At 52.3% G+C, this 26,894-nt stretch carries 21 protein-coding genes and 3 pseudogenes; 14 read left to right on the plus strand and 10 right to left on the minus strand.

Annotated features, from left to right (window positions below; translation table 11 throughout):
- Positions 1 to 246: 246 nt before the first annotated feature.
- The 3 genes and pseudogenes from THECO_RS18460 to istA all read right to left on the minus strand — a co-directional run bounded on the left by THECO_RS18460 (position 247) and on the right by istA (position 3,955).
- Positions 247 to 1,435: pseudogene (locus tag THECO_RS18460) on the minus strand (transposase).
- A gap of 192 nt (positions 1,436 to 1,627) precedes the next feature.
- Positions 1,628 to 2,383 (minus strand): IS21-like element helper ATPase IstB, encoded by a 756-nt coding sequence (gene istB / locus THECO_RS18465; protein WP_015256530.1) that lies wholly within the window; start codon positions 2,381 to 2,383, stop codon positions 1,628 to 1,630.
- Between the two features lie 3 nt (positions 2,384 to 2,386).
- Positions 2,387 to 3,955, minus strand: coding sequence for an IS21 family transposase (gene istA, locus THECO_RS18470; RefSeq protein WP_015256531.1), 1,569 nt, complete (start codon positions 3,953 to 3,955; stop codon positions 2,387 to 2,389).
- Positions 3,956 to 4,231: 276 nt separating this feature from the next.
- On the opposite strand from istA, the gene trxA reads away from it, so the two are divergent.
- The 11 genes from trxA (at position 4,232) to THECO_RS18525 (ending at position 10,191) form a co-directional block, all read left to right on the plus strand.
- Positions 4,232 to 4,552: a thioredoxin gene (gene trxA, locus THECO_RS18475; protein WP_015256532.1), complete on the plus strand. Its 321-nt coding sequence runs from the start codon at positions 4,232 to 4,234 to the stop codon at positions 4,550 to 4,552.
- A gap of 79 nt (positions 4,553 to 4,631) precedes the next feature.
- Entirely contained in the window at positions 4,632 to 5,417 is a 786-nt protein-coding gene (locus THECO_RS18480) for a sulfite exporter TauE/SafE family protein (protein ID WP_015256533.1), read from the plus strand.
- Positions 5,418 to 5,428: 11 nt separating this feature from the next.
- Entirely contained in the window at positions 5,429 to 5,776 is a 348-nt protein-coding gene (locus THECO_RS18485) for a rhodanese-like domain-containing protein (protein WP_041853989.1), read from the plus strand.
- A complete protein-coding gene (locus THECO_RS18490; RefSeq protein ID WP_052835941.1) occupies positions 5,745 to 6,359 on the plus strand; it encodes a sulfurtransferase TusA family protein in 615 nt (204 codons plus the stop codon). Before THECO_RS18485 ends, THECO_RS18490 begins: the two co-directional genes overlap by 32 nt.
- A 27-nt stretch (positions 6,360 to 6,386) precedes the next feature.
- The gene (locus THECO_RS18495) at positions 6,387 to 6,785 is read left to right on the plus strand and encodes a DsrE/DsrF/DrsH-like family protein (RefSeq protein WP_015256536.1); all 399 of its coding nucleotides are present in this window, start codon (positions 6,387 to 6,389) and stop codon (positions 6,783 to 6,785) included.
- Positions 6,786 to 6,803: 18 nt separating this feature from the next.
- A complete protein-coding gene (locus THECO_RS18500; protein ID WP_015256537.1) occupies positions 6,804 to 7,943 on the plus strand; it encodes an MBL fold metallo-hydrolase in 1,140 nt (379 codons plus the stop codon).
- A gap of 34 nt (positions 7,944 to 7,977) precedes the next feature.
- Positions 7,978 to 8,202, plus strand: a complete 225-nt coding sequence (locus THECO_RS18505; RefSeq protein WP_015256538.1) for a sulfurtransferase TusA family protein — start codon at positions 7,978 to 7,980, stop codon at positions 8,200 to 8,202.
- A 337-nt stretch (positions 8,203 to 8,539) separates the two neighbouring features.
- Positions 8,540 to 9,019, plus strand: a complete 480-nt coding sequence (locus THECO_RS18510) for a DsrE/DsrF/DrsH-like family protein (RefSeq protein WP_015256539.1) — start codon at positions 8,540 to 8,542, stop codon at positions 9,017 to 9,019.
- A gap of 64 nt (positions 9,020 to 9,083) precedes the next feature.
- Entirely contained in the window at positions 9,084 to 9,350 is a 267-nt protein-coding gene (locus tag THECO_RS18515; RefSeq protein WP_015256540.1) for a metal-sensitive transcriptional regulator, read from the plus strand.
- A gap of 9 nt (positions 9,351 to 9,359) precedes the next feature.
- Positions 9,360 to 9,731, plus strand: coding sequence for a rhodanese-like domain-containing protein (locus THECO_RS18520; RefSeq protein WP_015256541.1), 372 nt, complete (start codon positions 9,360 to 9,362; stop codon positions 9,729 to 9,731).
- Between the two features lie 70 nt (positions 9,732 to 9,801).
- On the plus strand, positions 9,802 to 10,191 hold the full coding sequence (locus THECO_RS18525; RefSeq protein ID WP_015256542.1) for a DUF302 domain-containing protein: 390 nt from the start codon (positions 9,802 to 9,804) through the stop codon (positions 10,189 to 10,191).
- Positions 10,192 to 10,388: 197 nt separating this feature from the next.
- Here THECO_RS18525 and THECO_RS18530 read toward each other — a convergent pair.
- Positions 10,389 to 11,527 (minus strand): annotated as a pseudogene (locus tag THECO_RS18530) (IS3 family transposase).
- A gap of 73 nt (positions 11,528 to 11,600) precedes the next feature.
- Between THECO_RS18530 and THECO_RS22820 the strand changes: the two are divergent.
- Both THECO_RS22820 and ltrA read left to right on the plus strand, forming a co-directional pair.
- A pseudogene (locus THECO_RS22820) lies at positions 11,601 to 11,801 on the plus strand (IS30 family transposase); the annotation flags it as partial.
- Between the two features lie 551 nt (positions 11,802 to 12,352).
- Complete coding sequence (gene ltrA / locus THECO_RS18540) at positions 12,353 to 13,651, plus strand: group II intron reverse transcriptase/maturase (protein WP_015255396.1); 1,299 nt, start codon at positions 12,353 to 12,355, stop codon at positions 13,649 to 13,651.
- A 206-nt stretch (positions 13,652 to 13,857) separates the two neighbouring features.
- Here ltrA and THECO_RS18545 read toward each other — a convergent pair whose 3' ends face one another.
- Positions 13,858 to 14,814 carry an IS30 family transposase gene (locus tag THECO_RS18545; protein ID WP_041854416.1) on the minus strand — a complete coding sequence of 319 codons (957 nt, stop codon included), beginning with the start codon at positions 14,812 to 14,814 and terminating at the stop codon, positions 13,858 to 13,860.
- 214 nt (positions 14,815 to 15,028) lie between these two features.
- Here THECO_RS18545 and THECO_RS18550 point away from each other — a divergent pair, with 214 nt between their 5' ends.
- Positions 15,029 to 16,498: an IS1380-like element ISPaen1 family transposase gene (locus THECO_RS18550; protein ID WP_015253160.1), complete on the plus strand. Its 1,470-nt coding sequence runs from the start codon at positions 15,029 to 15,031 to the stop codon at positions 16,496 to 16,498.
- 494 nt (positions 16,499 to 16,992) lie between these two features.
- Here THECO_RS18550 and THECO_RS18555 read toward each other — a convergent pair whose 3' ends face one another.
- The 5 genes from THECO_RS18555 to THECO_RS18575 all read right to left on the minus strand — a co-directional run bounded on the left by THECO_RS18555 (position 16,993) and on the right by THECO_RS18575 (position 26,868).
- The gene (locus tag THECO_RS18555; RefSeq protein ID WP_015256543.1) at positions 16,993 to 17,466 is read right to left on the minus strand and encodes a hypothetical protein; all 474 of its coding nucleotides are present in this window, start codon (positions 17,464 to 17,466) and stop codon (positions 16,993 to 16,995) included.
- A 162-nt stretch (positions 17,467 to 17,628) separates the two neighbouring features.
- Complete coding sequence (locus THECO_RS18560) at positions 17,629 to 18,354, minus strand: response regulator (RefSeq protein ID WP_015256544.1); 726 nt, start codon at positions 18,352 to 18,354, stop codon at positions 17,629 to 17,631.
- 17 nt (positions 18,355 to 18,371) lie between these two features.
- Positions 18,372 to 19,523: a sensor histidine kinase gene (locus tag THECO_RS18565; RefSeq protein ID WP_015256545.1), complete on the minus strand. Its 1,152-nt coding sequence runs from the start codon at positions 19,521 to 19,523 to the stop codon at positions 18,372 to 18,374.
- 72 nt (positions 19,524 to 19,595) lie between these two features.
- Entirely contained in the window at positions 19,596 to 22,235 is a 2,640-nt protein-coding gene (locus THECO_RS18570) for a stalk domain-containing protein (protein WP_015256546.1), read from the minus strand.
- 268 nt (positions 22,236 to 22,503) lie between these two features.
- Positions 22,504 to 26,868 carry an Ig-like domain-containing protein gene (locus THECO_RS18575; RefSeq protein WP_015256547.1) on the minus strand — a complete coding sequence of 1,455 codons (4,365 nt, stop codon included), beginning with the start codon at positions 26,866 to 26,868 and terminating at the stop codon, positions 22,504 to 22,506.
- Between the last annotated feature and the right edge of the window lie 26 nt (positions 26,869 to 26,894).

Below are 26,894 nucleotides of genomic sequence, written 5' to 3' on the forward strand. Positions count from 1 at the left end.
CTCGAGTTGGATTGGTCGCACAACCATCTTATGGAATGTACAGATGTTTTTCAATTTTGGCTCTACATGTTGTCAAGCACTATGTTTGGTATAGAGCCAAAATTGTTTACATTGAGTGTTTTGCATAATTCCGTTTCAGAGAAGAAGCGATAGCATATTCACTGTCGTTAAGGGGTAATTTTCGAAAATGGTATTATATGGATGAAGAAAAGGGCAGACTTGCAGAATTTTAGAACAGCTCGTTTTCTAAGCGGCAGCCCGTTTTGAATGATGAGAAACGGCGAGCGCAGATGCAAGCAGAACAATGGCATTCAAATACTGGTGAGTTGTGACTTTCTGAATGCCCCGGACATGTGCGGCGTCTGCCGTCAAATAGGTTTTCAATCGGGAGTTGCAGCTACGCTGGTTCGTTCATTGTAAAGTTCCTTCCAACGCTTTGTATCCCGATGAGGGATGCTGTATCGCCGGAGATCATCCTTCGCATTTACTTTGACGACCATTCCATAGTTTGAAGACGAGCAGGCAGCCATGCCAAGCGGACAGTCGACTTTACCCGTGGCATGCGGGCAGCGAAATTTATGCATATCGCCGTCAACTCCCCGTATGTCATCGCATAACCCATGGAACAGCACGGTGTTCCGTTCGAGGTCATGCCAGCAGGCGGTTCCTTCTCCCCCCGCAGATTAAGGGGAATGATGGCTTGTGCCTTGACGTTGCGGGCGGCCTCATAAACTTTCATTTGGTCGTAGCCCGCATCGAGTATGAAAAATCGTGTGCTCGTCCTGGACGCTGTTTTCTCGATCAGGTCCGGCGCCATTTCTCCATCATTGACATGCGCCGGCGTTACTTCCAAGGCGATCGGCAATTCACTTTTCGTATCGACCGCCAGATGAATTTTGTAACCAAACCATGTGATTTTATTGCCGAAGGAATCAATTTTTGCGCCCCAGTTCGCATTACCCGTTTGCTCGCTTTTGCGTTTGGGCTGCTTTTTCTCGTAAGCGCGGAGAGCGGCGCTGTCTATGGCGACGTTACTGCCTTCTATGATACCTTCCTGCTGACAGCGTGTGACCAAATCCTCAAAAAGCCGTTTTGCCAAGTCCTTTCTCGTCAGTTCTGAGAAAACTCGGCTTAATGTGGATATGGAAGGAGCTTCTCGATCCAGCGGAAGACCACACTGATAACGAAACCGGAGATCCGTATCCAAACGCTTATGCAACCCTGAAAAGGTACTTATTCCTTCAAGCGGCGCAGCCAAGAGTGCTCGTAGAATACCTTGTCTGCAGTATCCCTCAGCGCCTCGGGGTGAACGGCTTCTCAGTTCCTTGGCATACGGTCTCAGATCGAGAGAGCTGAAGAAGATCGGCAATCTCTCTTTGGGTTGAATTTTTAAAAGTTCTTCGAAGGAAAACAGACATTCTTGGAGAATATACAAAGTGACTTCCTCCATCCTTGAGGTTTTTGGGTTTAGTCACTTGAAAACTTCTCCAAGTTGGGGTGAAGTCCCTTTTTTATGTCTGAAAATCCTTACGGCCCAAGGCCTCAGATTACTGCAAAACGCTCAAGTTAAGAAACGGTGTAACCGTCAAGTACTTTTGAGCAGATTCCGCTAAATAACTTTCAACACCTAGACATTACCAAATATGGTTTCTCGATGCTTGATGCGAAAGCTGTCACCGCTTAATTTAATCACCTCACTCTTATGCAATATTCGGTCGAGAATCGCGGTTGTGATGGCCGGATCGCCGAGAAGCTCCCCCCAGTCCTCCGGCCCTTTATTCGAGGTCAATATGATCGATGATTGGCCATAGAGCTTGTTAATAAACTGAAAGAATAAATTCGATTCGCTTTTCTCCATGGCCAAGAACATGAGATCATCGATGATCACTAGATCAGATGACAGAATGCGCTTCATTCGGATCTGTGATGTCCTCGCAATCTCTTGTGTCTTAAGAAGATGTACCAAAGTATCCATTGCAACAAAACTGACTTTATGGCCTCGCTCCAGTGCCTCGATTCCCAGCCCTATGGACAAATGCGTTTTGCCGACTCCAGGCGGGCCCAATAGAATTAGATTGTACGTATGCTCAAGCCATAGCATCTCCCGCAATTGCTCCATGTGGCGTTTGCTAAGAGATTGCTGTTCTTCCAATCGAAACTCATCCAGTGTTTTTACGAAAGGGAACGAGGCCCATTTCATACGTTTAATTCGTTGCTTTTCTTCCCGCCGCTGCAGCTCATACTTGAGGATATGGTTCAGGAATTGCCCGTAGCTCCAATCCTTGGACTGGGCATCCAAGAGACTCTCCTCTAAGATACTTGCTGCCTCGGTCAGATTGAGCGTGCTCATCCATTGCTTCAACTCGCCCGCGGACGTTGTCATCTTTTATCCACCTCTTAAGATCTGCTCGTATGTTCCAAATCCCCGTATCTCGGGTTTGGCTTTTAGTTTCGTAGGATCCACATCGCTAAGCAACTTTACCTCGCTTTGATTCGGCTTATTGGCAGGCTGCTGTTGTTCCTGTTCCACGTAGTACCTTACTGCATTGGTAAAGTCCGCAGCCCGATACAGCCCGTGCTTTAAGCAGTAGGCTAGAGCGTCGTCAGCCGTCTTGGCACTAGCTTCCGTTATGCTTTTCTCGATAGCCTGTAATTGATCCCTTATGTATCGAGGCATCTGCCTGTGAATTTCCTCAAGATAACGCCGAGCCTCGCCCGCATCCGTAAATTGTTCCGCGACATGATCGACGTAGGCCTGAACGCCCTTTGATCGGTCTCGTCCGTGGTTATTGTTTCGGATGAGTTTGCCCTTGCCATGGAGGCACAGCGCATGTTCTGCCAGAATAGTTCCCGAGTCTATCTCATAGATGATGAGCTGTTTGTCCTCTGTGACCCTCACACCGACTTCTTTGCAGGGGTCATACGTACCAAGTGGGACGGTGTACCGGTTAGATTCGTACAAGATGGTGTTGTCCTTCCGCACCGCCCTTGTTATACTTGGATTACTGTTTATTTGTATTTTTTTGTGGACCGGGCGGAGATACGCTTTTTCGAGAGCGTACACTTCGGCCGGTATTTTTTTAATGGTGTGGTGCATCGTGGCATTCCCCGTTCGGCTTAACCAGGCAAGACACTGCTCGTTAAGCTTGTCCACATTCGTGAAGGAGCGGTGTCGGGCAAAATTCCGCTTGATGTATTTCACCACATTCTCAATTTTACCCTTACTTTCGGGATCTCCCTTACGGCACATATGAATCCGGAAGGAGCGCTCTTCTACATACTTGCCAAACGCATGTGTTAGAATGAGATCCCCGTGGTTCTCGCTGGTCAGCAACAAGTGATCCTGATCGTAGACGATTTCTTCTGGCATACCACCATAGAACTCAAAAGCCTGTTCGTGAGCATCTACGACATCTGCCGTTATGAACGGCCTGTCCTGCCATAATGCGTATTTGTACCTAGAATGCGAGAGGACAAAGGTGATAAACCAGAGTTTAACCAAATGACCTTCTTGATGTCTGAGCGTTACTTCCCCGAAGTCTACCTGCATCTGCTTGCCCATCGGGAGTTCCTCCACGGCTTCGTACTGCCTCATTCTCTTAGCTTTAGAGATTCCATATTCCATTCTCAAGCCTCGCACATAATTTCGAACCGTACTTTCTGCAACCTCTAACCCTCCATAACGTTCTTTGAGCCAATCCATCACTTGAGCCGCGGATAGATCCGGATATTTGCGCAACCAGCTGACGATCTCTGCCTCGAACGCTTCCAACTTCCTAGACCTCGTCTCGAGTCTCTCCAAAAACTCTTTGTACTCGTCAACTGTTAGATCCCAGAACTTGATCACCGTATTCCTAGATATGTCTAGGTTTCTTGCTACTTGCGACTTTCTCAAACCTAGCCTTTTCTGTTCCTGAATTGCGAAGTACATAGGCCACCTTTTTTCTTTCCTCACTACCGCTTCCTCCTGGTGTTAGAATTACCAGTTCTATGATACCTTAATAGGAAGGGTATGGAAGGTCTTGTTCAATCTTATTTAGCGGAATCCGTTAATTCTAGTTTAGCGGTTACAAAACGGAGAGAATCGTTGGGAAGTAACAACGAAAGAAGGAACAAAAGGACTGCCTTTGGGGCGGTCCTTTCGTCAATTTGGCATTGACAAAAAGGCAAGAACGATTTATTATACCTATAGGGGTATAGGTATATGAAAATCACAAGGAGGGACAATTTTATGGCAACAATAAAAGCAACAGACAATACTTTGGATCAAATCATCAGGAACAACAAAGTCGTTCTGGTTGATTTTTGGGCTCCGTGGTGCGGACCTTGCCGCATGATGGCTCCGGTTTTGGATCAATTGGCTGCAGAAGCGGACAAAGAGGCCGTCATCGTAAAAGTGAATGTGGATGAAAATCCGGTTTCCGCCATCAAACACCATATTCAAGGCATCCCGACATTGAAACTTTTTGTCAACGGGAAAGAAGCCGCAACCTTTGTCGGTATCCAGCCGCTGAATAAGCTGAAAGCATCGATCATGCAATACGCAAATTAATTTTTTTAAATTCAAAAATACCCCTATAGGTATATTGAAAACAACAAAATCGGAATCATACAAACGAAAGGGGTGTCTTATGGAACTGGATCTCGGTTGGGTCATCACATTATTCGCGATCGGTTTTGTCGGTTCCATGATCTCCGGAATGGTCGGGATCGGCGGTTCCATCATTAAATATCCGATGCTGCTGTATATTCCCCCGCTGCTTGGTTTCGCGACGTTTACCGCGCAAGAGGTTTCCGCAGTGAGTGCGGTCCAGGTGTTCTTTGCTACGCTGGCCGGAATGTTTGCTTACCGCAAAGGCGGGTTTATCAATAAGAAGCTCGTCCTCGCCATGGGGATTCCTATTATTGCGGGAAGTTTTATCGGCGGCTACGGCTCGAAATTTCTGCCCGATTCCGCGATTAACCTGACGTATGCCGTTATGGCGCTCGTTGCGGCGGTCATGATGTTTATGCCAAAAAAAGAAACGGACAGAACCGACTATTCCGACGTTAGCTTCAACACAACAGTCGCGATAATTGCCGCGGCGACGGTGGGTCTCCTTTCGGGGATTGTCGGTGCGGCCGGCGCTTTCATCACGGTCCCGATCATGCTGGTCGTACTGAAGATTCCAACCCGTGTGGCCATTGCCTCATCATTGGCGATCACGTTCATTTCCTCGATCGGTACCACGGTCGGGAAAGTGATGGGCGGCCACATGCTTCTGATTCCGTCCCTGGTGATGGTTGTGGCGAGCATTGTAGCTTCTCCGCTCGGCGCCAAGCTTGGAAAGAAAATGAAAGTGAAGGTGCTGCAATGGATTCTCGCCGCGCTCATCACGGCAACGGTCATTAAGATTTGGGTGGATATCTTGATGTAAACAAGGAGTGGATGAAGGTGTCCGGAACATATACGAAAAACATTCTCCCCCGGGAAGTACAAAGACGGCTGGAACGTGGGGAAAAGTTAAATCTGTTGGATGTGCGGGAGCACGACGAATGGGAATCGGGACATATTCCCGGCGCAAAGCATATTCCCTTAGGTTCACTTGGGGAAAGACACAAGGAACTGGACCTTGGTAAAGAAACGATTGTGATCTGCCGAAGCGGGAACCGCAGCGCCCTGGCATGCGAATATCTGGCATCCATGGGTTATAAGGTCGTCAATATGCAAGGCGGCATGATCGAATGGACCGGGAAGATCGAATATGGAAAATCACCATGCTATACTGGGGGGTAATGTTGTGAGCAGAGAAATCCAAACGGATCGTGTCCTTGAATGTGAAAGATTGTCATGTCCGATGCCGGTGGTAAAAACCAAGAAAGCCATGGAAGAAATGAAGCCGGGGGAAGTCCTCGAAGTGCGGGCCACCGATAAGGGATCTGTCGCGGATTTGCAGAGCTGGGCCAAACGGACCGGCCATCAATACATCGGTCTTATCGAAGAGAACGGGGTTTTCCGCCATTTCTTGAGAAAAGCCTCAAACAACGAAACAAAAGCGGAAGTCAAATTCCCTCACACCATGAGCAACGAGGAATTAAACCAAAAAATGGCTTCCGGCGAAAGCATCATCGTATTGGATGTTCGCGAACCTGCGGAATATGTCTTCGGGCACATTCCCGGCGCCATATCCGCACCTTTGGGACAACTGGAGGAAAAAATAAGTCAGTTGGATCCGGGCAAAGCGTACGCAGTGATTTGCCGTACGGGAAACCGCAGCGATATGGCCTGCCAAATTCTTGCCGAGCGCGGATTTGCCAAAGTGAAGAATGTGGTGCCGGGCATGTCCCAGTGGCAGGGAGCCACAGAAAGCGACGAATGAAAAACATCAAAGAAAGGAGATCGAAACATGGCAAACAAAAAAGTGGCGATTATCGCGTCTTCTCCGGGTCTGGAGACCGCATATAAAGCATTGAACATTGCGACGTCGGCTGCGGCGCTGGACGCGGAAGTGGCGATTTTTTTCACCTTTGAAGGGCTGTCCATCATTCGTAAGGATGCGGAACAAATGTTGAAGCTCAAACCGGGCAACGAAGGGCTGGCGGAAGGCTTCAAGAAGGTCCACGTTCCCACCGTTCCGCAGCTTCTGGACATGGCGAAAGAATCCGGAGTACGCATGATCGTATGCCAAATGACGGTGGACGTGATGGGACTGGAAAAAGATCACTTTATCGATGGAGTTGAACTTGGCGGCGCGGCGGCATTTTTGGATTTTGCCTTCGACGCGCAGGTGACGCTGAACTTTTAACAGGAAAGGAGAATAAAGATGGAAAAAGTTCTCTCGATTACGGCGGAAGAGCTTCACCGCAAAATGAATTGCGGTGAAGACATCTTGATTCTCGACGTAAGGAACGAGACAGATTACAATGACTGGAAAATTGAAGGCAAAAAAGTGAGATCCATGAACATTCCGTACTTTAACTTTCTGGAAGAGGATGAGCAGGTGTACGCGGGACTGCCGAAGGATACGGAAATTGTCGTTGTTTGCGCGAAAGGCGGCGCTTCCGATTATGTAGCGGAAATGTTGATGGAAAAAGGGTATAAAACCTGGTCATTAAAAGGCGGAATGCTTGCCTGGAGCCAGTTTTACTATCCCGCCACCGTATATAGGGACGAAAAATTGAAAATCATTCAAATCAACCGTTTGGCTAAAGGCTGCCTTTCCTATGCGGTCATTTCGGAAGGGAAAGGCATGATCATCGATCCGAATCAAAAGGTCGATGTCTACCTTGACCTGGCAAAGCAGCATCATTTCAAGATTGAACATGTCGTGGATTCTCATCTTCATGCCGATCATATTTCGGGAGGTTTGCAGCTTGCCGAACAAACCGGCGCGACCTACTACATCTCTTCCGGGGAGGTAAAGGATACGAATCTGAAGTTCGAGCCGCTTGATCGGCATAACCGTATCAGAGTCGGAGAAATTGACGTGGAGGTCTTGGCGATTCCTACTCCAGGCCATACTCCCGGATCAACTTCCTTCCTGATTAACAACCGGTTCCTGATGTCCGGCGATACCATCTTTGTCGGCGGTTTGGGAAGACCTGATCTAGGAGGAAAAGCAAAAGAATGGGCTATGGATCTGTACGATACCGTATTCAACAAGCTGAGCAATCTTCCGGATGATTGTCTCGTTCTTCCAGCTCACTATGCCGACATTCAGGAAATCAACGATAACGGGATTGTCGGGGCCACACTCGGAGAGATTCGCGGGAATAACGAAATTATGCGCAACGCCGATAAAGAATCGTTTACAGAACAAGTGGCCGGCGCGGTTTCCATGGAGAAACCGCCGAATTTCGAGGAAATTGTGGCCATCAACCGGGGAGAACTTCAGGTAGATGCGGAAAAAGCCATTGAACTCGAGATCGGACCGAACCGCTGCGCGGTGCACCATCACGGATAAAACATCACGGAAAAACGAAGAGGAGGTTTCAAGCATGACGGACATTTTTGTCGACGCAAAAGGTTTGGCTTGCCCGATGCCGATCGTCAGAGCAAAGAAAGCCATCGATTCGCTTCAATCTGGTCAAATTATGGAATTGCACACAACCGACAAAGGTTCCATGAACGACTTTCAAGCATGGGTAAGACAGACCAACCATGAATTGATCGAGGCAAAAGAAGACAACGGTGTATTTAAGTTTATCGTAAAGAAAGGATAAGTTTTTTAGGAGATGCGGTTCTTAACCGCATCTCCTTCCAACATCAACGTTTGCAAATTCGAAATCACCGGCCTGAGTTCAAGTCTTCATTAGTTAGTTTCCCCTGAAAAATTCAGTTTTCTAAAAACTGATCATTCATATGACACGACATGTAGTGTAAGTTTTTTTTGATAGAACCAACATATTGATGTAGAAGTCATATTGAGTTTACAAAATTATATTTTTTCAGGGGGCACTAGTTAACTTGCTCAAAACAAGGTTATGCGCCAAGTATGACTCCTTTTATTTGTGAATTCGATACCCATACCTGTATAAACCAAAAAGAAAGGATGATCGTATGAGCCAAAAAGAAAAAACCACTATTATTCTGTTCAGCGCCGATCTGGACAAAGCGATCGCCGCCTTCATCATCGCGAATGGAGCGGCTGCATATGGTCACGAAGTGACGGTCTTTTTCACCTTTTGGGGGTTGAATACGCTTCGCAAAGATCAGCCTGTTTCCGTCAGGAAAGGGTTTCTCGAGAACATGTTCGGCAAATTGATGCCGCGCGGAGCGAATAAACTGGGACTTTCCAAAATGAATTTTGCCGGAATCGGTCCGAAACTGATTAAACATGTCATGAAAAAGCACAACGCGCTCAGCCTGCCGCAGTTGATTGAGCTTGCCCGGGAACAGGGAGTCAAGCTTGTCGCGTGCACGATGACCATGGATTTGCTTGGACTAAAGAAAGAAGAACTGATCGACGGGATCGATTATGCCGGTGTTGCAACCTATTTGGGGGATGCTGCAGAAGCGAAAGTAAACTTGTTCATTTAAGGCCGGTTCCCCGGATTTAGGTTATAATATACCTATACACGTATTCGTAATTGGGGGATATTCCATGCTGATGAAATATGATGAGGACGTCAAAAGAAGGCTGCGCCGCGTGGAAGGACAAGTTCGCGGCGTACTGAAAATGATGGAGGAAGAGAAAAACTGCAAGGATGTGGTGAGCCAGCTTTCGGCTGTCCGAAGTGCAGTGGACAAAGCCATTGCCTATATCGTGGCAGTCAATCTGGAACAGTGCATCCTGGAAGAGAAGGAGGCCGGCAAAGATACCGGCAAACTGGTTCAGGAAGCTGTCGAATTATTGATCAAAAGCAGGTAGGTGAGTTCATTGGAACCTTACCTTTACGCAATCATGGTTTTACTCGTATCGTGGTTTGTTTACAAGCAGTTTGCCCCGGTGAAGGGTTTGCGAAATCTGAATGCCGAGCAGTTCAAAAAGGAATCGAAAGGTCAAAGGATGATTGACGTCAGGGAAGTTCATGAGTTTAAACAGGGACACATTCCGGGAGCGATCAACATTCCGTTAAGTCAGTTGCGAACAAGACTTTCCGAGATTCCGAAAGACAGCCCCGTCTTTTTGTACTGCCGCAATGGGATGCGCAGCAAACAAGCCGGCAGGATCCTAAGCCGATACGGATACCGTAATGTGGCTCACTTGAACGGTGGGATGATGGCCTGGAACGGACCTCTGGCGAAATAGACGAGTTATTTTCCGGAAAAGATACCATACTATCGTTAGGATTTGGAATACACTGACAGGGGGAACGGTGATGTTTCATTATACGGCAGAAACAACAGCGAGCGTTCAGAATGCCATTGCCGCCTTGGAAACATCTTTAAAGGAAGAACAGTTTGGCGTGCTGTGGCAGTTTAATCTTCGCGAAAAACTGAAGGAAAAAGGGTTTGATTTCGAGCGCGAGTACGTGGTCTTGGAGGTGTGCAATCCTGCAGAAGCGAACAGAGTCATTAATGAAAATGTTTTGGCCGGGCACTTCCTTCCATGTAAAATTGTGGTTTATGAAGGTGACGGGAAGACCAAAATCGGCATGCCGAAACCGACCGCATTCATGAATATGCTGGAGGATGATGCTCTGATGGGTATTGCTGCCGACGTGGAAGCCCGATTGATGAAATGCATCAATCGGGCTGCGAATCCATGATATGAAAACCGATGAGTTCATCTCATTGGTTTTTTCTTTAACGCATCTTAACAAATGGTTGTTATTCTCGGACAAACAGCCAGGTGTTTAGGGGGGGTTAGAGGAATGAAGGGCAAAACGATCCTGATTGTTGAAGATGACGCCAAAATCCGACAGTGGACCTCTGTCAATTGATTGGACACATGGAATCGAGAAAATTACGCAACATAATCGTACATTTGTTCGCATTGAATGGGTGTGAGATACCCGATCGCCGAATGGACTCGTTTGCGATTGTAGAAAAACTCGATATATTCAAAAATCTTGCTTTGCGCTTCCTTGCGGGTCTTGAACTTTTCCAGATAAACGAGTTCCTTTTTGAGTACGCTGTAGAACGGTTCGATGCAGGCGTTGTCGTAACAGTTGCCCTTGCGGCTCATGCTGCCCTTCATCCCGTATTTTAGGAGCCGTTGTTGGTACTCATGGGAAGCGTATTGGCTACCCCGATCGGAATGATGAAGAACCTTACCTTTGGGCCGCTGACGGCTGTAAGCCTGGTCCAGAGCTTGCAAGACCAGTTCCTTGGTCATCCGCTCATCAGCGTGCCAGCCTACGATTTTGCGCGTGTACAAGTCCATGATGCTCGCGACATAGAGCCATCCTTCGTCTGTCGGAACGTACGTGATGTCGGTTGGGAGCTTGCGCTGTGAACTGCTGATTCAGCACATTGTCATGCACTGGCAGGTTGTGCCTCGAGTTCGTCGTCGCCTTGTATTTTCGGACGGTGCGCGACTTAAGCCCCAACTCCTGCATGATGCGGGCGACGGTTTTCTCGGACACCCGCATCCCTTGCTGGCGCAAGACTTGAGCGATCTTCGGACTGCCATACAGACGGCGCGATTCCAGGAAGATGCGGCTAATCTGCTGTTTTAACCGTTCGCGGCGTTTTTTTTCGTTCACTTTCCTTGCGCCGGGTCCATTGATAATAACCGCTCCGGGATACATTCAAAATCCTGCACATCTCCGACACCGGATACTTGGAGCGGTGCTTGTGAATAAACGAAAAGATCAGTTCCGGTCTTTTGCGAAGATGTGCGTCGCTTTTTTTTAGAATCTCATTCTCCATCTCAAGTTGGCGAATTCGTTTCTGCATGTCGAGGAAGGTCTTTTCCTCCATTTTCAGATTGCCGCTGCCGCGAAAAGCGTTGACCGGATCCTGTTTGAATTCGCTGATCCAACGGTACAAGGTATTGTCGGATACACCCAGTTCCCGAGCGACTTGCGCCACCGGTTTTCCCTGTTCCTGGATCATCCTCACGGTTTGGATTTTGAAGTCTTTGTCATACTTTTGACTCATCTTCGGACACCTCGATTTTGCTGCATTTATTGTCGCATTCTCGATTCTCGGTGTCCACTATTCAGTCTAGCATCACACTTCAAGCGAGAGGGGGACGAACGAGCGCCACAATGAATTGATCCGTAGATTCATCCCCAAGGGCAAGACCATTGACGACATCGATGAGACACTCATTGCCTATGTGGAGAACTGGTGCAATACGCTCCCCAGAAAAATACTAGGGTATCGCTCCCCAAGCGAAGCTTATCAAGAAGAGTTGAAATCAGTCGTCTAAACTTACATATTATGGGTTATCGTGATCTGTTGCATTTATTCTTGCAATTTAAGTACTCAACTTTCGGTGCGACCAAGCCTAGGTTGTGAAGTTTAGCAGGTGGAAATCCTGCTTGGAAAGGCTAAAGCCAAGCCACCAATAGCGAGTCTTGAGCGACTGGAAGTAATTTCAGGCGCTAAGCGTAGACAGTCAGGTAGTAGGCCTGAAAGTGATGGAGCCTCGAAAAGAGTAAACCGGAGAGGTCGACGTTTTCGAAAGTACGGAAGACAACACTCATTTCTGCGTCAATGGCAAGGAGGAATGAGCTCTCCCGGGGTCGAAGAGCCAGGCATGCTATACAATGACTTCACAGCAACTTGGGAGGCCCTGCCCATTCTTCGGAAAGGAAGTATGACAAACAACCGATCACAAGGGAGGATGTCAAATGATGGACAGGGAGTCGGATCACTGCGTAGTACCGATGAAACCGAGTAATGTCGGCAGAGGGAAGGCAGGGACATATCACCGCTCTTGCTACGGACACATTTTCTACACACAGGGGTAGGCCAAAAGTGCAAACAAAACTAGCGAGAATAGCAGAGATTGCAAAAGAAAATCCAAAAGAGCAATTCACATCGCTGTATCACCTCTTGAACGAGGAGCTGCTGACACAATGCCATCGAGAACTGGATGGCAATAAGGCGACAGGCATCGATCAGGTCACGAAAACAGCGTACGAGGAAAACCTGGAATCAAACATTAGAGATTTGGTAGAGCGGCTAAAAAGGAAAAGTTACCGGCCACAACCCGTAAGAAGAACATACATACCCAAGGATGAAAAGAGCAAGAGGCCGCTCGGCATCCCTTCTTACGAGGACAAAATCGTGCAACTGGGACTGAACAAGATTTTACAGGCCATCTACGAACAGGACTTTCTGGACCTATCCTACGGTTTCCGACCGGGAAGAAGCTGTCATGACGCGCTGAAAGCACTGAATCGCATCATCGAGTATGGAAAAACCAGCTATATTGTGGACGCCGACATCCGCAGCTTCTTCACGAATGTCAATCACGAATGGCTCATGAAATTCCTTGGAGTGAGAATAGCAGACCCCAATATTCAAAGACTAATCTGGCGTTTTCTGAAAGCCGGGGTGATGGAACAGGGCACGTGGGAGCCGACGGAAACCGGTACTCCTCAAGGGTCCCTGATTTCGCCGATACTTGCAAACCTCTACCTGCATTACGCTCTCGATTTATGGTTCGAGATTGCAGTAAAAAGAGCGTGCCGTGGCGACGCGAATATGATCAGATACGCCGATGATTACGTGTGCTGTTTTCGATACAAGGACGATGCAGAGCGATTCTATGCGGCACTAATCAAGCGTCTGGCCAAATTCGACCTGCAAATTGCAGAAGAGAAAACGAAAATCCTGGAATTTGGACGCTTCGCCGCAGAAAACCGGAAGCGAAAAGGAATGGGAAAGCCCAAGACGTTTGATTTCTTAGGGTTTACTCACTACTGCAGCAAAAGCAGCAAGGGCAAATTCAGAGTAAAGAGGAAAACAAGCGGAAAGAAGTTTAAGGCAAAAGTGAAAGCATTCAAAGAATGGCTGAAAACAGAACGCCATCAAGACGTGAAGGAGATAATGAAAACAATACGGGCAAAGCTGATCGGACATTATCGCTATTATGGAATAACCGACAATAGCCGAATGCTGTCCGTATACAAATTTCAGATTACCAAAGTGTTGTTTAAATGGCTAAATCGCAGAAGCCAAAAAAGAAGCTTCACGTATGACAAATTCAATCTCTTTCTGAAACGTAACCCTTTACCTGAACCCAAAATTTATGTGAATATCTATGGATGATTATTGCAACTCTGTAAAGGATGATATGAGGAGCCGTATGCCTTAATTGGGCACGTACGGATCTGTGAGGGGCGTGAGCCGTGAGGCTCACGTCTACTCGACCACCTTGAAAATTAGTGTTAAGCCTTGAACATGAATTCGGAATGTAGCCTAGCCAAAATCTGAGAGATTCACGTTGTGACAAGGCATTTTCGTCAGACGGATTGTCAAGCTAAATGCGACAGCTCATCCATGAATGCTTCGTAAGCAGATTTCCAGTTCAGGCATTTTCGAGGGCGGTTGTTGATGAGGTGTATAGCCCTCGCAAGTTCATCGTCTGACACAGCGGCGAAATCATGTCCTTTGGGAAAGAACTCCCGCAGGAGGCCGTTGGCGTTCTCATTGGAACCACGTTGCCATGATGAGTAGGGATCTGCGAAGTAGACCTTGATGTTATGCGTATTTTCGAGTGCGGTATAACAAGCAAATTCTTTGCCGCGATCGGTTGTTGCCGTCTTGAAGGTCCCTTTCGGATACTGGCTTGCCGCTACGCCAAATGCGATCTCCATGGAATGGGCTGTGCGATCCGGCATTTTCACCGCAAGATAGAGCCGGGTTTTACGTTCGATGAACGTCGCGGCACAAGCCTTGCTCTTCCCTCGGCTTGACACAATGGTATCCAGTTCCCAATGACCGAAAGTGGAACGCTTGCGTACTTCTTTCGGGCGCTGACGGATGGGGGTGCCGACGAGGAAGCGTCCGCGTGTCTCCACGGGTTTGCGTCGCTTGCCCTTGTGGCGAAGCACCTGAGTCTCAGAGACGGTCAGCTTGCCAGCATATAGCCAGCGGTAGATCGTCTTGAAGCATACGAATGCTTGTCCTTCACATCGCCGCCTCTCTGCGATCTGCTCGGGCGACCAGGTCTGCTCCAGCTTCTCTTGCAGTTCCGCAGCCAGCTCGGATGTGAACTTGCCAGATGGCACACAAGCAGCTCTTCGCTCTTGATAGGCGTCTTGTGCGGGCGCGGCTTCATAGGACGCATTGACTTGCCCTCTACAGAGTTCACGGGCGATCGTGGAGTGATGGCGTCCAAGCTGTTTGCCGATCTTCCTCGTTGACCAGCCGAGTCGATGCAAAGCCTCTATTTGTCCGCGCTCAATTATGCTAAGATGGGAGTAGCTCATGAATGGATCCTCCTGTACGAATGGGTGTTTGGCGACTTCCATTTTACACGAATCCATCCATGGGCTCCTTTATTTTTTTCTGTCGCACTTCATATTACAATCCGTCGTCATAAAAAGTTGCCAATTTTTTTGCAAAATAAACAGGACACTGCAAGCCTCTTGTCAAAGGTTAAACCACCACGAATAACCAACGAGAGGAAGTGTCCCTAGCAACATGGTACCACAAGCAACCAACCATGCGCCGGAACGAAAATCACGCCGCGAACGCCGAATTGAAATTCTTGCGGAGCGTCGCCGAATCAAGCAGATCATGAAGAAGTTGAGACCGGTCACATTCGACAACAACACCGTCACGGAAGCCGGGAACTTCCAGTTCCTTGCCAGGTTCAAGGAACTCATCGGTCTGGACACCCTTATCGAGAGTCACGTTCATCTGGAACAAAAAGCCAACTGTGTCTACACGGCCGAAAAGCTCGTCGATCACCTGCTGGACTGCGCGCTGCTCGGCCACACACGTTTTTCACATATGAATGCCCTGCAGTCGGACCCTGGTTACCAGATCGTTACCGGCATCGAGCGTTTTCCTGACGAAAGCACCTTTCGCAATTTCCTGGGCAAACTCACCTGGAGCCATCTGATTCAGCTTGTCGCGTTAAACCGGGATTTGCTGGCACATAAGGCGCGGACGGGCGAAAAGCGCCTGGTCTGGATCGACATCGACGACACGGTCATCACGCTGTTCGGGGAGCAGGAAGGCGCGACAAACGGCTACAATCCGCGTTACCACGGACGTCCCTCGTACAAGATCCGGGTTGCTTTCATCGCCGGAAGCGGCGAGCTGATCCACTTGCAACTGAATCCCGGCAACATGAACGGCATGAAGGATTTGCTCTCGTTCGTTAAAGAAGTCGAAGCGATGCTGCCGCCGGAATGGATCGTCGAAGGCATCCGGGCCGACTGCGGTTTTGCCGACGAAGCTGTCATGGCGTACGCCGAAGAACGCGGCTGGCAGTACATCTTCAAGCTCCCGAAGAAAGCGACCGTCAAGAAGGCCATCGCTTATCTGCAGCAGCATCCCGCCTTTTGGGAGACGCTGAACGAAAAGGAAGAGCACATTACGTTCGCAGACGAGGATGATCGTTGGGCTGCTGCCGACATCCCGATTCTCCTTACCAACTGGGAGAAAGCCAGGCGCTGTGTCATCTACCGGGAAGCCCACGAAACCGAGCGTACAACCGATGGCCAATTGACGATGGCTCTCACGACCTATTCCTTCCAAGCCATTGTCACCAATACCGATCTCAAGCCGCTCATGCTGCTTCGCTCGTACAACAAGCGCGCCAACATCGAGAATCGCATCGATGAATTGAAAGAAGGTTATGCGGTGGAACAAAACAGCCAACATTCCATGCTCCGCAACCTGCTGTTCAGCTGGATCAAGGCCATTGCCTACAACGTGATGGTCTGGTTCAAACAGACGCTGATGCCGGAAACCTTGCAGCGGTGCGAAGTCCAAACGATTCGCCGAGCGGTGATCCGGGTACCCGGCAATGTGGTCGGCTCCGGTCGCTACCAGCATATCCGGCTTGCGCCGAATCCGACGCTCGCTGGAATCGTCGATGCGATGCAGCAAAAGCTCAGAGCATTGGCCATAAGCTTCATTCCGACTCTACATGCGGCCTAACGGTTCGATTCATCCCTGGCCATAACGGCATTTCGACCTGTAAAAATCAGGTCTTCTTTGGGTTGTGCAAAAAAACGCAGGATCACATCAGAACGTAAGAAGACTTAAAAGCCCGGCTCCAAAAACGCATTGAAACAGGCATTCCGTAGTGCGATGGCGGGTTATCCACAGGCCTGAGTTATCCACATTCCGATTTCATGTTTAAAATTCATACACAAAGCGCATTCGCAGCCTCATCCATCTGCAGCCGCAGTCCCACGCCCATAGTACCAAGCATACACCCTTTGGTTATCAACCCGCTTCCATTCAACTTTTGTCGACAAGTTCAATATTAGACGATTATCACCAATTCTGGAACATTGATCCCACAAAATTTCAAGAAAAAAACACCTGTCCCGCGCCAAACCCGCGAGACAGGTGCTTCCTGTCCGTAGTCAAAATTTTTCTTACATTATATGATAACCATGCCTGAAAAAGCAAGATATCTATCACATTTACGGCAGCATCGCCACATCCTCCGGATCGCTCAGATTGATCAGCAGCGTGCTGTCCATGCCGCTTTCGGGATCGGCGAAAGCAAGCGAAGACATTGCCGGTCGCCGGCGCAGCCACTTCTCCTTCAGCACGGCCGGATCCCCGGGATTGCCGCCCTCTATGCCGAAAATCTCATCCGGACGGACAACGGTTACCGCACCAACCGCGCCCGCCCGGCGATCGAACCGTTCCGCAATGGCCGCGGTGTCGTCGGTTGACCGGCAATCGACGAGGGTGACGCGGACATCCCGGCCGGTGCGGAGCGACCACCGGCGAAGCCTGCGCAAGTACCACTCGACCCGCTCCCCCTGATTGCCCGCGAACAGCACCACATGCATGCCGGCGCGCCATCCCGGCAAATGCCGGGCGGCCATCCGCACCGCCAGCGCAGCGAAGGCGTAGCAGCCGATGATCGCAAGCAGCATCCACCACATGAGCATCCGCCTCCTTCGTGCCATCAGCATATGCACGCGGATGCCCATTCGTGATGGCAGGCATGACAGAAGCCCCCGCGCCGAACCGTGACGGATCATGGCGATTCATCGATCCGCTTCCCGTTCCGGCAACCGTCGGGGGCCTGTACGCTTGCGCGCGGTTTACAGCGTCACCCATCCATATTTGATGGAATTGATGACCGCCTGCGTCCGGTCGTCGACTTCCATCTTCTGCAGAATGCTGCTGACATGGTTCTTGACCGTCTTCTCGCTGATGAACAGATGCTCGCCGATCGCTTTGTTGCTCATGCCTTCGGCCATCAGCCGCAGCACTTCCGCTTCGCGCCGCGTGAGCGGGCTGTTCTCGCCCGCAACGAACTTGACGCCCGACTCCTTGCTGGCGGCCGCTCCGGACACGACGCCCATCTCGTCCAGATACGTCATCCGCCGCAGCTGGTTGATCAGCTTGCCCGTCACCTTCGGATGGATGTACGCATGGCCTTCCGTGACGGAGCGGATCGCATTCACCAGCGACTCGGCTTCCATATCTTTCAGCAGATAGCCGGACGCGCCCTTGCGGAGCGTCTCGAAGACATAGCTTTCATCATCATGAATGGACAGAATGATCACTTTCACATCCGGGAACAGGTCGCGCAGCCGTTCGGTGGCCACGACGCCGTTCTCGACGGGCATATTGATATCCATCAGCACGATATCCGGCTTCGTATGGTTGCAGAACTCCAGCACCTGAATGCCGTCGCTGCACTCGCCGATTACTTCCAGATCCTCTTCCATGTTGAGAATGCGTTTCAGGCCTTCGCGGAACAGCTGATGATCGTCCGCAAGCAGCACCTTGATCTTGCGGCTGCCCGTAGCCTTGAGGTCCATGATGATCACGGCTCCTTTCACAAATCCGTACTTACAGGTATGGAAATCGTGATTTTCGTCCCTTGTCCTCTGGCGGATTCGATATCTATCTTGCCATTGAGCAATTCCACCCGTTCGTGCATACCGATCAGTCCGTAGTGTGAACTCGTTTTCGACCGGCCCATGGTCTGTTCGACATCGAACCCGACGCCGTTGTCCTGGATGACGACCAAAACCCGCTTCGGATAGAACGTCATCTCCAGACTGACGTATGTCGGAGAGGCATGCTTGAGCGCGTTGGAGAACGCTTCCTGGACAAGACGATAAACGGCGGCTTCCATGGCGGACGGCATCCGGAGTTCGCGGCCTGATGTTTCAAACACCGCGCGGATTTTCGTTTTCTCTTCGAAATCCTGCACAAACTTCCGGAGCGTCGGCACCAGCCCCAGATCGTCCAGAGCCATCGGCCTCAGATTGAAAATGATCTTGCGGATTTCTTCCAGTCCTGAGCGAACCTGACTTTTCAACTCCATTAATTCTTCCTGCACCAGCTGAAATTCCTGCTTCACCAGCATTCTTTCCGCAATTTCGGTCCTAAGCACTAAGTTGGCCAGGGATTGGGCAGGGCCGTCGTGAATCTCGCGCGCCATCCGCTTTCGCTCTTCTTCCTGAGCCAAAATGATCTTGAGTCCGATGAGCTGACGGTTCTTCGCCGATTCCAGGATACGCGTCACCTGGTTGAGATCGCCGGACAAATACTCCAGCACGACGTTGATCTGCGAGCTGATCGTCTCCGCCCGCTCCACGGACACCTCGACGGTTTTGATCCGCTGCTGCAGTTCGTCCCGGCGCGCTTTCAGGTAGTACTCTTTCTCCCGGTACATGAGCAGATCGAGCTGGATCCGGGTCGCTTTCTCGTAGGCGCTCTTGATGTCGGCTTCCTTGTAGCGGATGAAATCTTTGCTTACCTCGACCAGCCGCATGCGCGCGCGCCGGAATTCGCGTTCCAACTCGTCTACCTTGTCGATCGTCTCGCTCGTTTCTTTCTTGACCCGCTCAAGCTCCTGCCGGAGCGACAGGAGCTCCTGGCGGGCCGATTCGGCGATCTCGAAAATCTGGTATTTGCTCTGTTCCATCACCGAGATCGCATTTTTGATAATGCTGTCGATGTCGTTTATCCGGACGTCCACAATGACTTTCCGCACCCTCTCGCGATTGGGTTCCTACCATACTAAATATACCATAAAATGAGTCGCGGTTCGTCACTGGATCGTCACGGTGTTGTTCTCCTTGTTCCAGTCCACCCGAAGTCCGAGCTGTTCCGACACAAGCCGGATCGGAACGAGCGTTCTGCCCTTTTCGGCATAAGGCTGCGCTGGGGCGCTCTTCCGCTCACCGTTCACGATGATCGTCTCCTGACCGAACCGCAGCTCCAGCAACCGGTCTCCGCGCAGCACCGTCACTTTCTTCGTCTTCGCATCCCAATCCGTCGAACCGCCGAGCTGGTCCGCCACGAAGCGGAGCGGCAGGTAGGTGACGCCGTCTTTCGCGAACGGCGCGACATCCAGGGTTACCGGCTGTCCGCCGACCTTCGCCTGCCGGGAGCCGATCGCAAGCACGACAGTGCTGCTCTTCTGTTCTCCGGATGCGGCGGGATAATGCAACACAATATCGTCAAAGTAGACCTCGCCGTACGCCGGCCGATCCGCCTGCCCCTCCTTGGGAGAAGCGACATACAGACTCTTGAGCTTGACCGGATAGACGAGCGGATAGGCGGTCAGATCCGCGGTCAACGTTTTCCATCCGTGCCAGTTGAGCGATTTCGCCAGGTCGACAAGGTGGTCCTTGCCGGCCGCGTCCGTAATCATCGCGCGGACCATGTGGCCGCTGGCGTCGCCGTACACATCCACCGACAGGCGGGTCGGCTGTCCCGGCAGCGTGACGCCTTTCCCGTTAAACATTGCATAAGCCGCCTTCGTCCGATCTTCCGCGCTCGTCGAGAAATCGTACTGCAGCCGCAGCGCCGTAGATGTTTCACGTCCCGGCAAACCGGACACGAAGCCGGTTCCGGCCGTCACTTCCGACGGCACCGAAGACGGCGTGATCGCAAATTTGACGTTCTCGAAATCTTCGAACAGCTGCTGCGAACTGCCCGCGGTCAGCGTCAGCAGCGCCGAGTAGCCGTCATAACGGGCGATGGCGTAGCCGGTTTTGACGCCCTCTTTCACCGCATGGATGTTGATGACTCCGTCCTTCGCCGTCCCCTCGAAGCCGCGGAATTCCCATTTCACGCTTGCCGCGGGAACGGACAGCTTGCGGCCGTCCGCGAGCTCCACGGATACCGGTACGCGGATCGAGGCGCCCGGCGCAAGCTCCGTCTGCGAGGCGGCGATCGTCATGCGGACGATCTGCTTTTCGCCGATCACTTCCAGCGCCAGCTTGTCCGATATGCTGCCCGATTTGACGGTCAGCGTGCCGGTGCCCGCCCGGGCCGGCTGAAGGACGTTGCCCGTCAGCTTGCCGAGCTCCGGCTTGTCCAGGCTCCATGCCGCGGACATTCCCGCCGGATCAAGCGGATTGTAGTATTCGTCATAAGCTTTCAAGGCGTACTCCGCCTGCTCGCCGATGAACAGCACCTGTTTGCCGGATATCGAGATGCCGAGCAGCTTGCCCTGCGGCGCGCTCGTGTATACACCGATGCCGTTCACGACCGGCCGCTGCCAGGTGCCGGATCCGCCGTCTTCCGTCGCGTGCGCCAGCTGCGTTTCGAACTCCCCGAGCGGCCGGGCGATCATCGTCGTCGAGCCGCCGCCGTCCAGATTGATGCCCCGCCATACGCCGAGCATGACCAGGATTTGCTGAAGTTCCGACAGGGTCGCGCCGGCGCTGGAGCCGCTCTTCTCGACCGTCACGAGATAGACGGTTTTCTTGTCCTGCGAATAGCCGATGGCCGTGCGGGCTCGGTCGGCGTTCGGACTCAGGCTCGAGACGCTCCGCGAGAAAGCAGCCGGAGCGCCGCCGTCCACCAGAATCGTATGGCCGCCGATCATCATGCTCCAGTCATTGGCGGAATAGGTCATACCCGACGTTTCCGATTTGATGAAATATGTGGCCGTCACCGGCATTCCCGGCTGCAGATTGTCCAGGATGAACTGCGCCGCCTGGCCGTGGCCGCGCAGAATATATCCGTTCTCCGGCGGCTGAACGGGCAGGGCCGCCTTGTCGGACACCTGCACGACAATCCCGTCCTGCACGAGCGCTTCCGTCGGCGTCGTGCCGCTATTGCCCGGCCGCTCCGCAGCCGTCCAGCTGCTGGTGTACATGTACAAGGCATTCGCATGGCTGGCGCTGCCGTCCTGCTTCCAGTACGCCGCCTCGTTCACGCCGCTGAGCTCGAATTTGGCTCCGTTCGCAGCGACCACGCTGCCTTGCATGGTGAATTGGTCAATGACCGGCAGACGGCTGGACGTAATGCCGAACATGTACATGCCGTCGAGTTTGCGCGCCGACTTGAGCAGTTCCCCGCTCGTAATCTGGAAACCGAACGGCACCGCCTGACTGCTCGACATGTCAAAATAATCCGCGTTCACCCCGGCGACAGCGCCGCTCTCCTTCACCATCGTGCCGACAGCCGTTTTGCCGGGCAGCGTGCTTCCCCCCGTCATCGCATTCAGCGACACATAGGGGTTGGTCATATCGATCGCAATAACATGCACCCTCGTCTTCCCGTTCGCTTCGCCCTGCGCCGGGATGAAGTCATACGTGCGCCGAACGGCGCCGGAAGTGACGGGAGATTCTCCCAACAGGAGCAGCTGGGGCGATGCTGTCGCACTCGCCGACGATGTCTTGCTCGCTGCCGATGCCGTCCATGTCAAGTTGCCCGCGACTGGCTGCAACAGCATCGCGGCTCCGATTGCTCCGGCCATGAATGTACGCGCCATTCTCCGCATTGCCGGCCGCTTGGCGCTTCGACTCCATCCGAACTTGATGCGTTGCATCGCTTCTCTCTCTCCCATCTTATGGTCTATCGGGTAAAACGGACAACTTATAAACGCTTATCCTTCTAAAATAGACTACCATTCGAAAGGAAAAGTTCCGGTGATTCGACAAGAATTGTGGAAAGTTTGTTGGAAGCGCAAGAAAACCGCCCTTATCGGGCGGTTCTCGATGTTACATCAGTTTCACATATTCGAGCAGCCGCTTGATCATGACAGCCGCTTCTGCCCGTGTCGCATTGTTTTTCGGGCCGAGCTGGTTGACGGACGTTCCGCTGATGATCTTGGCTTCAATCGCCCGGGCCATGTCTCCCCGCGCCCAAGTCGACAGCGAATTGTAATCCCTGTAAGGAACAAGGTAATCGGACTGCGTGCGCGACAGCAGGATATCTGCGCCCGCCGCCCGCGCGGCGCGAACCATCATCGACGCCATCTGCTCACGGGTAATCAGGCTGTTCGGCTCAAACCGGTCCGCCGATACCCCTGCGACGATGTTGGCCTTGTATGCCGCTCCGATATAGGCGGCCATATCCGAAGAGGTTCTGATATCCCGGAATACGCCCGCTGCCTGCGGATCGCCTTCCAAGCCGAGGCCGCGTACGATAAATTCGGCGAATTCAGCCCTTGTAATCGGCTGGTTCGGCTCGAACTTCTGCGGCGTGCGCCCTTCGATGATCAGCTTGTTCAGCATGATCTGCAGGTCTTTGCGCGCCCAGTGGTTCGCCGGAATATCCGAGTAAGTCGCGTTATGCCGGATCACCACGTAGGCCGCGTTCTGCTTGTGCTTGAACGTCACGATCGACGAGCTGCCCTGATTCCGGATGGCCGTCGGAATGTAGGCGATTTTGCCCGTCTTCGGATCGAGCCAGACCACCGTATGCTGCTGGGCGTCCAGCGAGCCGGAGATCTTAAGCTCCCGCGTGGAATAGTCCTTCAATGCCGAGAGCGTTTCGGTTTTGGAACCGCTCGTGAAGTACAGATTGAACACATACGTGTCCGAGATCATCGTCATCTGTTTCTGAATCAAGGCCGCCCGCAGTTTGCTGGTCTGGTTCACGTTGCCTTTGTCAATCTCGATCAACAGGTTGCCTTGGCCGTGATTTCGGACCAGCTCGGCCAGCGCGGTTTCATCGATCGCGCGAAGCGGCAGCTCGTAGACGATGTCGCCGTAAATTACGGCGAAGGAAGCCTGGTTGGACATCCCTTTGGCCTTCAGCAGCGCATCAACCGGCACTTCCACCATGGCAGCCGACTGCGATGCGGGCACCGTAAACGTCACGCGGTACTGGTTGAATTTCGACAGGCTGAGGTTGTAGGCGTCTGCCACCGTGGAGGACGACAGCGTGTAGCGGTTGGCCGTCCTGCCGCCTGCGGATGTCCGTGTCGACACCGACCCTGCCTGGGTCTTGATGTTGACGCCTCCCCCCGTCGCCGACTCGTAGTTTCCGCCCAGATCGATGTTTCCTCCGCTGTTATTCCCGCTTCCCGTGATCACGTAATCGGTGAACGCCGGCACCGGGATGCCGGATGCCGATTGCAGCATGGCCGTCGAGGTCGGCGTGTAGCTGACCGTCACCGTTGAGCCGCTGCCAATCGAGACGGCCAGATCCAGCCTTACGACCGAACCGTTGACCGACACGGCGTTGACCGTACGGACCGAACCGTTCTCTTTCACGGTAAACTGCGATGCAGCAGGCAGATTGCTCGTCTTGAGCGTTTGGTCAAAATTCAGAAGCACCGTATTGCCGGATACCGAAGCGCTTTTCAGATTAACGGCGATCGTATTGTTCGTTACCGGCTGATTGCTGAACGCCGGCGCGCTGTTGCCGGCCAGATCCTTCAGGGCGGGACTGCCGCCGAGGTAGCTGACCGTGACCGCCTGCCCGCTGGTCAAGTTGGTCGACAGCGTCAGGATGACCGTCGCCCCGGATACCGAGACGGACGAGATCGTTCGGGTGACACCCGATTCCATCACGACAAATTGATTGGTTTTCGGAACCGAGCCGGAATCCAGCGCTTCATTGTACACCAGCGTCACGATATTGCCGGACGCATGCAACGAATAGAGCGCCGGTGCCGTCTTGTCCAGTGCGTTCCGAACAGCAAAATTGCTGAACCCTGCCACTGAATTTCCGATGACATCCTTGAGCGGATAGGATCCCGGTGAATAGTTGACATGGACATTCACGTCGGTCGTAACGGCCGACGACAGCGTGAGCGTAATCGTATTGCCGCTGCTCTTGATGCTGATCGGTGCAATATATGCACCGCCCGCATAGACGCTGAATTGCTGGTAGGCCAGTTCATGCACCGACTGCAGCGAGCTGTTGAATGTCAAGGTCAGGACAGCTCCGCTTACCGAGCCGCTGAGCGGTGTCGGCAGCGTGGATCCCGCTTCATTCTTGACGGCATAATTCGTCAGGTTCGCCGCCAGATTTCCGGACGGGTCCTGGATTGCCGGATAGGCCGGCGAGTTGCGCGTGTAAAACAGCTTCACGGTTTGACCGTACACCACACCGGACTGAAGCGTCAGAATGACCGTTTGGCCGCTGACGGACACGGCCGTCACGTTGATGCGGATATCGTTGGCCGTGACATAGAAACTTCCCGAAGGCGGAACCGACTTCTCGTCAAGCGGCTCGTTATAGGTCAGCACGATGCGGTTGCTTCCCGACATGACGGCACTCTGGATGGCAGGCGGCGTCTTGTCGGTGCCGACCGTGCTGAACGGCCAGATATGCTCGTTCAGGATGCCGCCGAACGGATTGCCGGCCATGTCTTCGATAATGCCTGGCGGAATTTCAACATAATAGCTGGTCGCACTTTGCAGCCCGGCAGGTGTAATCACCAGCGTCTTGCCGTCGCTGTCGATGACAGCGGTCGAGGATACGGTGGTACTGCCCGACCCGGTTCTCCGGAATCGGATGTCGGACGTCGAATTCGAACCGTTCGCGAAGCGGACCGCTTCGCTGAACGTCAACTTGAACACTGCATTGGGGTCGACACTCTTCGTCCCGGGTGCCGGCTCCATCGAGGCAATTGTCGGGGCCGTGTTATCCTGGGAGACCGAGAAATTCCATGTTGTCTTGTCCGCGATTCCGGCGAAATAGTTTCCCGCGGCATCACGGAACGCCTGTTTGCCGATCATGACATAGTACGATTGATTCGAGGCAAACGATCGGCCGACCTGTATGCTGATCGTATCGGAACCGAACCCGGTCACGCTGCTGGCCGTCACCGGAATGGACGCGAATACGGCATCCGAGTTCGAATGGCGGATGGTAATTTCGCCGGTGCCGGGATAGACCGGCTCGCTGAACTTGATCTTGAGCGTCGACGGCAGGCTCGAATTGACGGAATTGTCCGCCGGCGTCAATTCGCGAATGGTCGGCGGCGTCGTATCATTTCCCGGCATGGTCGTGAAATTCCAGGCGGAAGCATCCGCAATTCCCGGGAAAAGCACGCTGCTGTCGGCCGCATCGACAAATGCGCCCGGTTCGACCAATACGTAATACGACGTGTTGGCGGCCAATCCGCCGGGAAGATTGATCGTGACGGTCTGCTGATTTACAACGACCGAGCTCGAGTTCACCTGAATGGTGTAAACGACGGCATTCGTGTTCAGATTTTTGACCGTGATCCCTTTGCCTGCCGGGCCTTTTGCCACATTTTTGTTAAAGACCATCGTAAGCGAGTTCGTGCCGGCGGCTACGCCCGTCGCATCATCAGCCGGCACAAGGCCGGTCAAAGCAACGGAGGATCCGGAAACCGTAACATAAATCGATGTGCCGGCATACCGGTTTTTTGCAGCATCCTCAAACGCCGTATTCGGCACACTGACCTGGTAAACGGTGCTGCCTTTGAGCGGATTTGACGGCAGGATGGATATAGTCGTCGTACCGCTTCCCCGGACTTGACCGTCCGTTACCGGGATCGATCTGATGTCTGCGGCATCGTTCTGGTTCGTGAGCGTAATGGCGCCGCTGGCGGCATAGACCGGCTCATTGAACACTAGGACGATCGGTTCGCCCACCTGAACCGTTGTCGAATGCTGCACAAGCTGCGGCGGCGTCGTATCCGCGCTGCCCGTCGTAAACGTCCAGTCCCGCGCACTGGACAAGCCTGCATAGTCGATACCGGCTTCATTGCGAAATGCGCCCGTATCGACGATGACATAGTAAGAGGTGTTGGCCTCCAATGTAACGGAAGGATCAATCGTCACGACGTTCGATGAAATCGAAATGCGATTGCTGGTTGACGTCACGAACGATTCAACCACGCTGTTGTCGGATACGCGGCGGATCGTGACAGCCGCCAGCCCGGTCCCGATCCTTACAGGCTCATCGAACGTCAGCGTCAGATTCGTATTCGTGCTCACACCTGTCGCATTGTTCGACGGCGATATCGCCAACAGTTTCGGGCCTGACGTCCCGGCTGCTTCGGCCGTGGAGAACATGCCGGGAGTGCCGGGCGGCAAGAGCATATATCCGATGAGATGAAGGATTGCGATCAGGGCTGTAATGGTCCGAACCCGTTTCAACGATGATCACTCCCAATGAAAGACAC

Origin of the sequence: Thermobacillus composti KWC4 (assembly GCF_000227705.2) — a bacterium.
Classification (GTDB): Bacteria; Bacillota; Bacilli; order Paenibacillales; family Paenibacillaceae; genus Thermobacillus; species Thermobacillus xylanilyticus.

What these genes read in the sequence shown, in the direction of transcription:
- istB (WP_015256530.1), bottom strand. Translation starts at nt 2,383, where the DNA reads ATGACAACGTCCGCGGGCGAGTTGAAGCAATGGATGAGCACGCTCAAT.
- trxA (WP_015256532.1), top strand. Translation starts at nt 4,232, where the DNA reads ATGGCAACAATAAAAGCAACAGACAATACTTTGGATCAAATCATCAGG.
- THECO_RS18480 (WP_015256533.1), top strand. Translation starts at nt 4,632, where the DNA reads ATGGAACTGGATCTCGGTTGGGTCATCACATTATTCGCGATCGGTTTT.
- THECO_RS18485 (WP_041853989.1), top strand. Translation starts at nt 5,429, where the DNA reads ATGAAGGTGTCCGGAACATATACGAAAAACATTCTCCCCCGGGAAGTA.
- THECO_RS18490 (WP_052835941.1), top strand. Translation starts at nt 5,745, where the DNA reads ATGGAAAATCACCATGCTATACTGGGGGGTAATGTTGTGAGCAGAGAA.
- THECO_RS18495 (WP_015256536.1), top strand. Translation starts at nt 6,387, where the DNA reads ATGGCAAACAAAAAAGTGGCGATTATCGCGTCTTCTCCGGGTCTGGAG.
- THECO_RS18500 (WP_015256537.1), top strand. Translation starts at nt 6,804, where the DNA reads ATGGAAAAAGTTCTCTCGATTACGGCGGAAGAGCTTCACCGCAAAATG.
- THECO_RS18505 (WP_015256538.1), top strand. Translation starts at nt 7,978, where the DNA reads ATGACGGACATTTTTGTCGACGCAAAAGGTTTGGCTTGCCCGATGCCG.
- THECO_RS18510 (WP_015256539.1), top strand. Translation starts at nt 8,540, where the DNA reads ATGAGCCAAAAAGAAAAAACCACTATTATTCTGTTCAGCGCCGATCTG.
- THECO_RS18515 (WP_015256540.1), top strand. Translation starts at nt 9,084, where the DNA reads ATGCTGATGAAATATGATGAGGACGTCAAAAGAAGGCTGCGCCGCGTG.
- THECO_RS18525 (WP_015256542.1), top strand. Translation starts at nt 9,802, where the DNA reads ATGTTTCATTATACGGCAGAAACAACAGCGAGCGTTCAGAATGCCATT.
- THECO_RS18545 (WP_041854416.1), bottom strand. Translation starts at nt 14,814, where the DNA reads ATGAGCTACTCCCATCTTAGCATAATTGAGCGCGGACAAATAGAGGCT.
- THECO_RS18550 (WP_015253160.1), top strand. Translation starts at nt 15,029, where the DNA reads ATGGTACCACAAGCAACCAACCATGCGCCGGAACGAAAATCACGCCGC.
- THECO_RS18555 (WP_015256543.1), bottom strand. Translation starts at nt 17,466, where the DNA reads ATGTGGTGGATGCTGCTTGCGATCATCGGCTGCTACGCCTTCGCTGCG.
- THECO_RS18560 (WP_015256544.1), bottom strand. Translation starts at nt 18,354, where the DNA reads ATGGACCTCAAGGCTACGGGCAGCCGCAAGATCAAGGTGCTGCTTGCG.
- THECO_RS18570 (WP_015256546.1), bottom strand. Translation starts at nt 22,235, where the DNA reads ATGCTGTTGCAGCCAGTCGCGGGCAACTTGACATGGACGGCATCGGCA.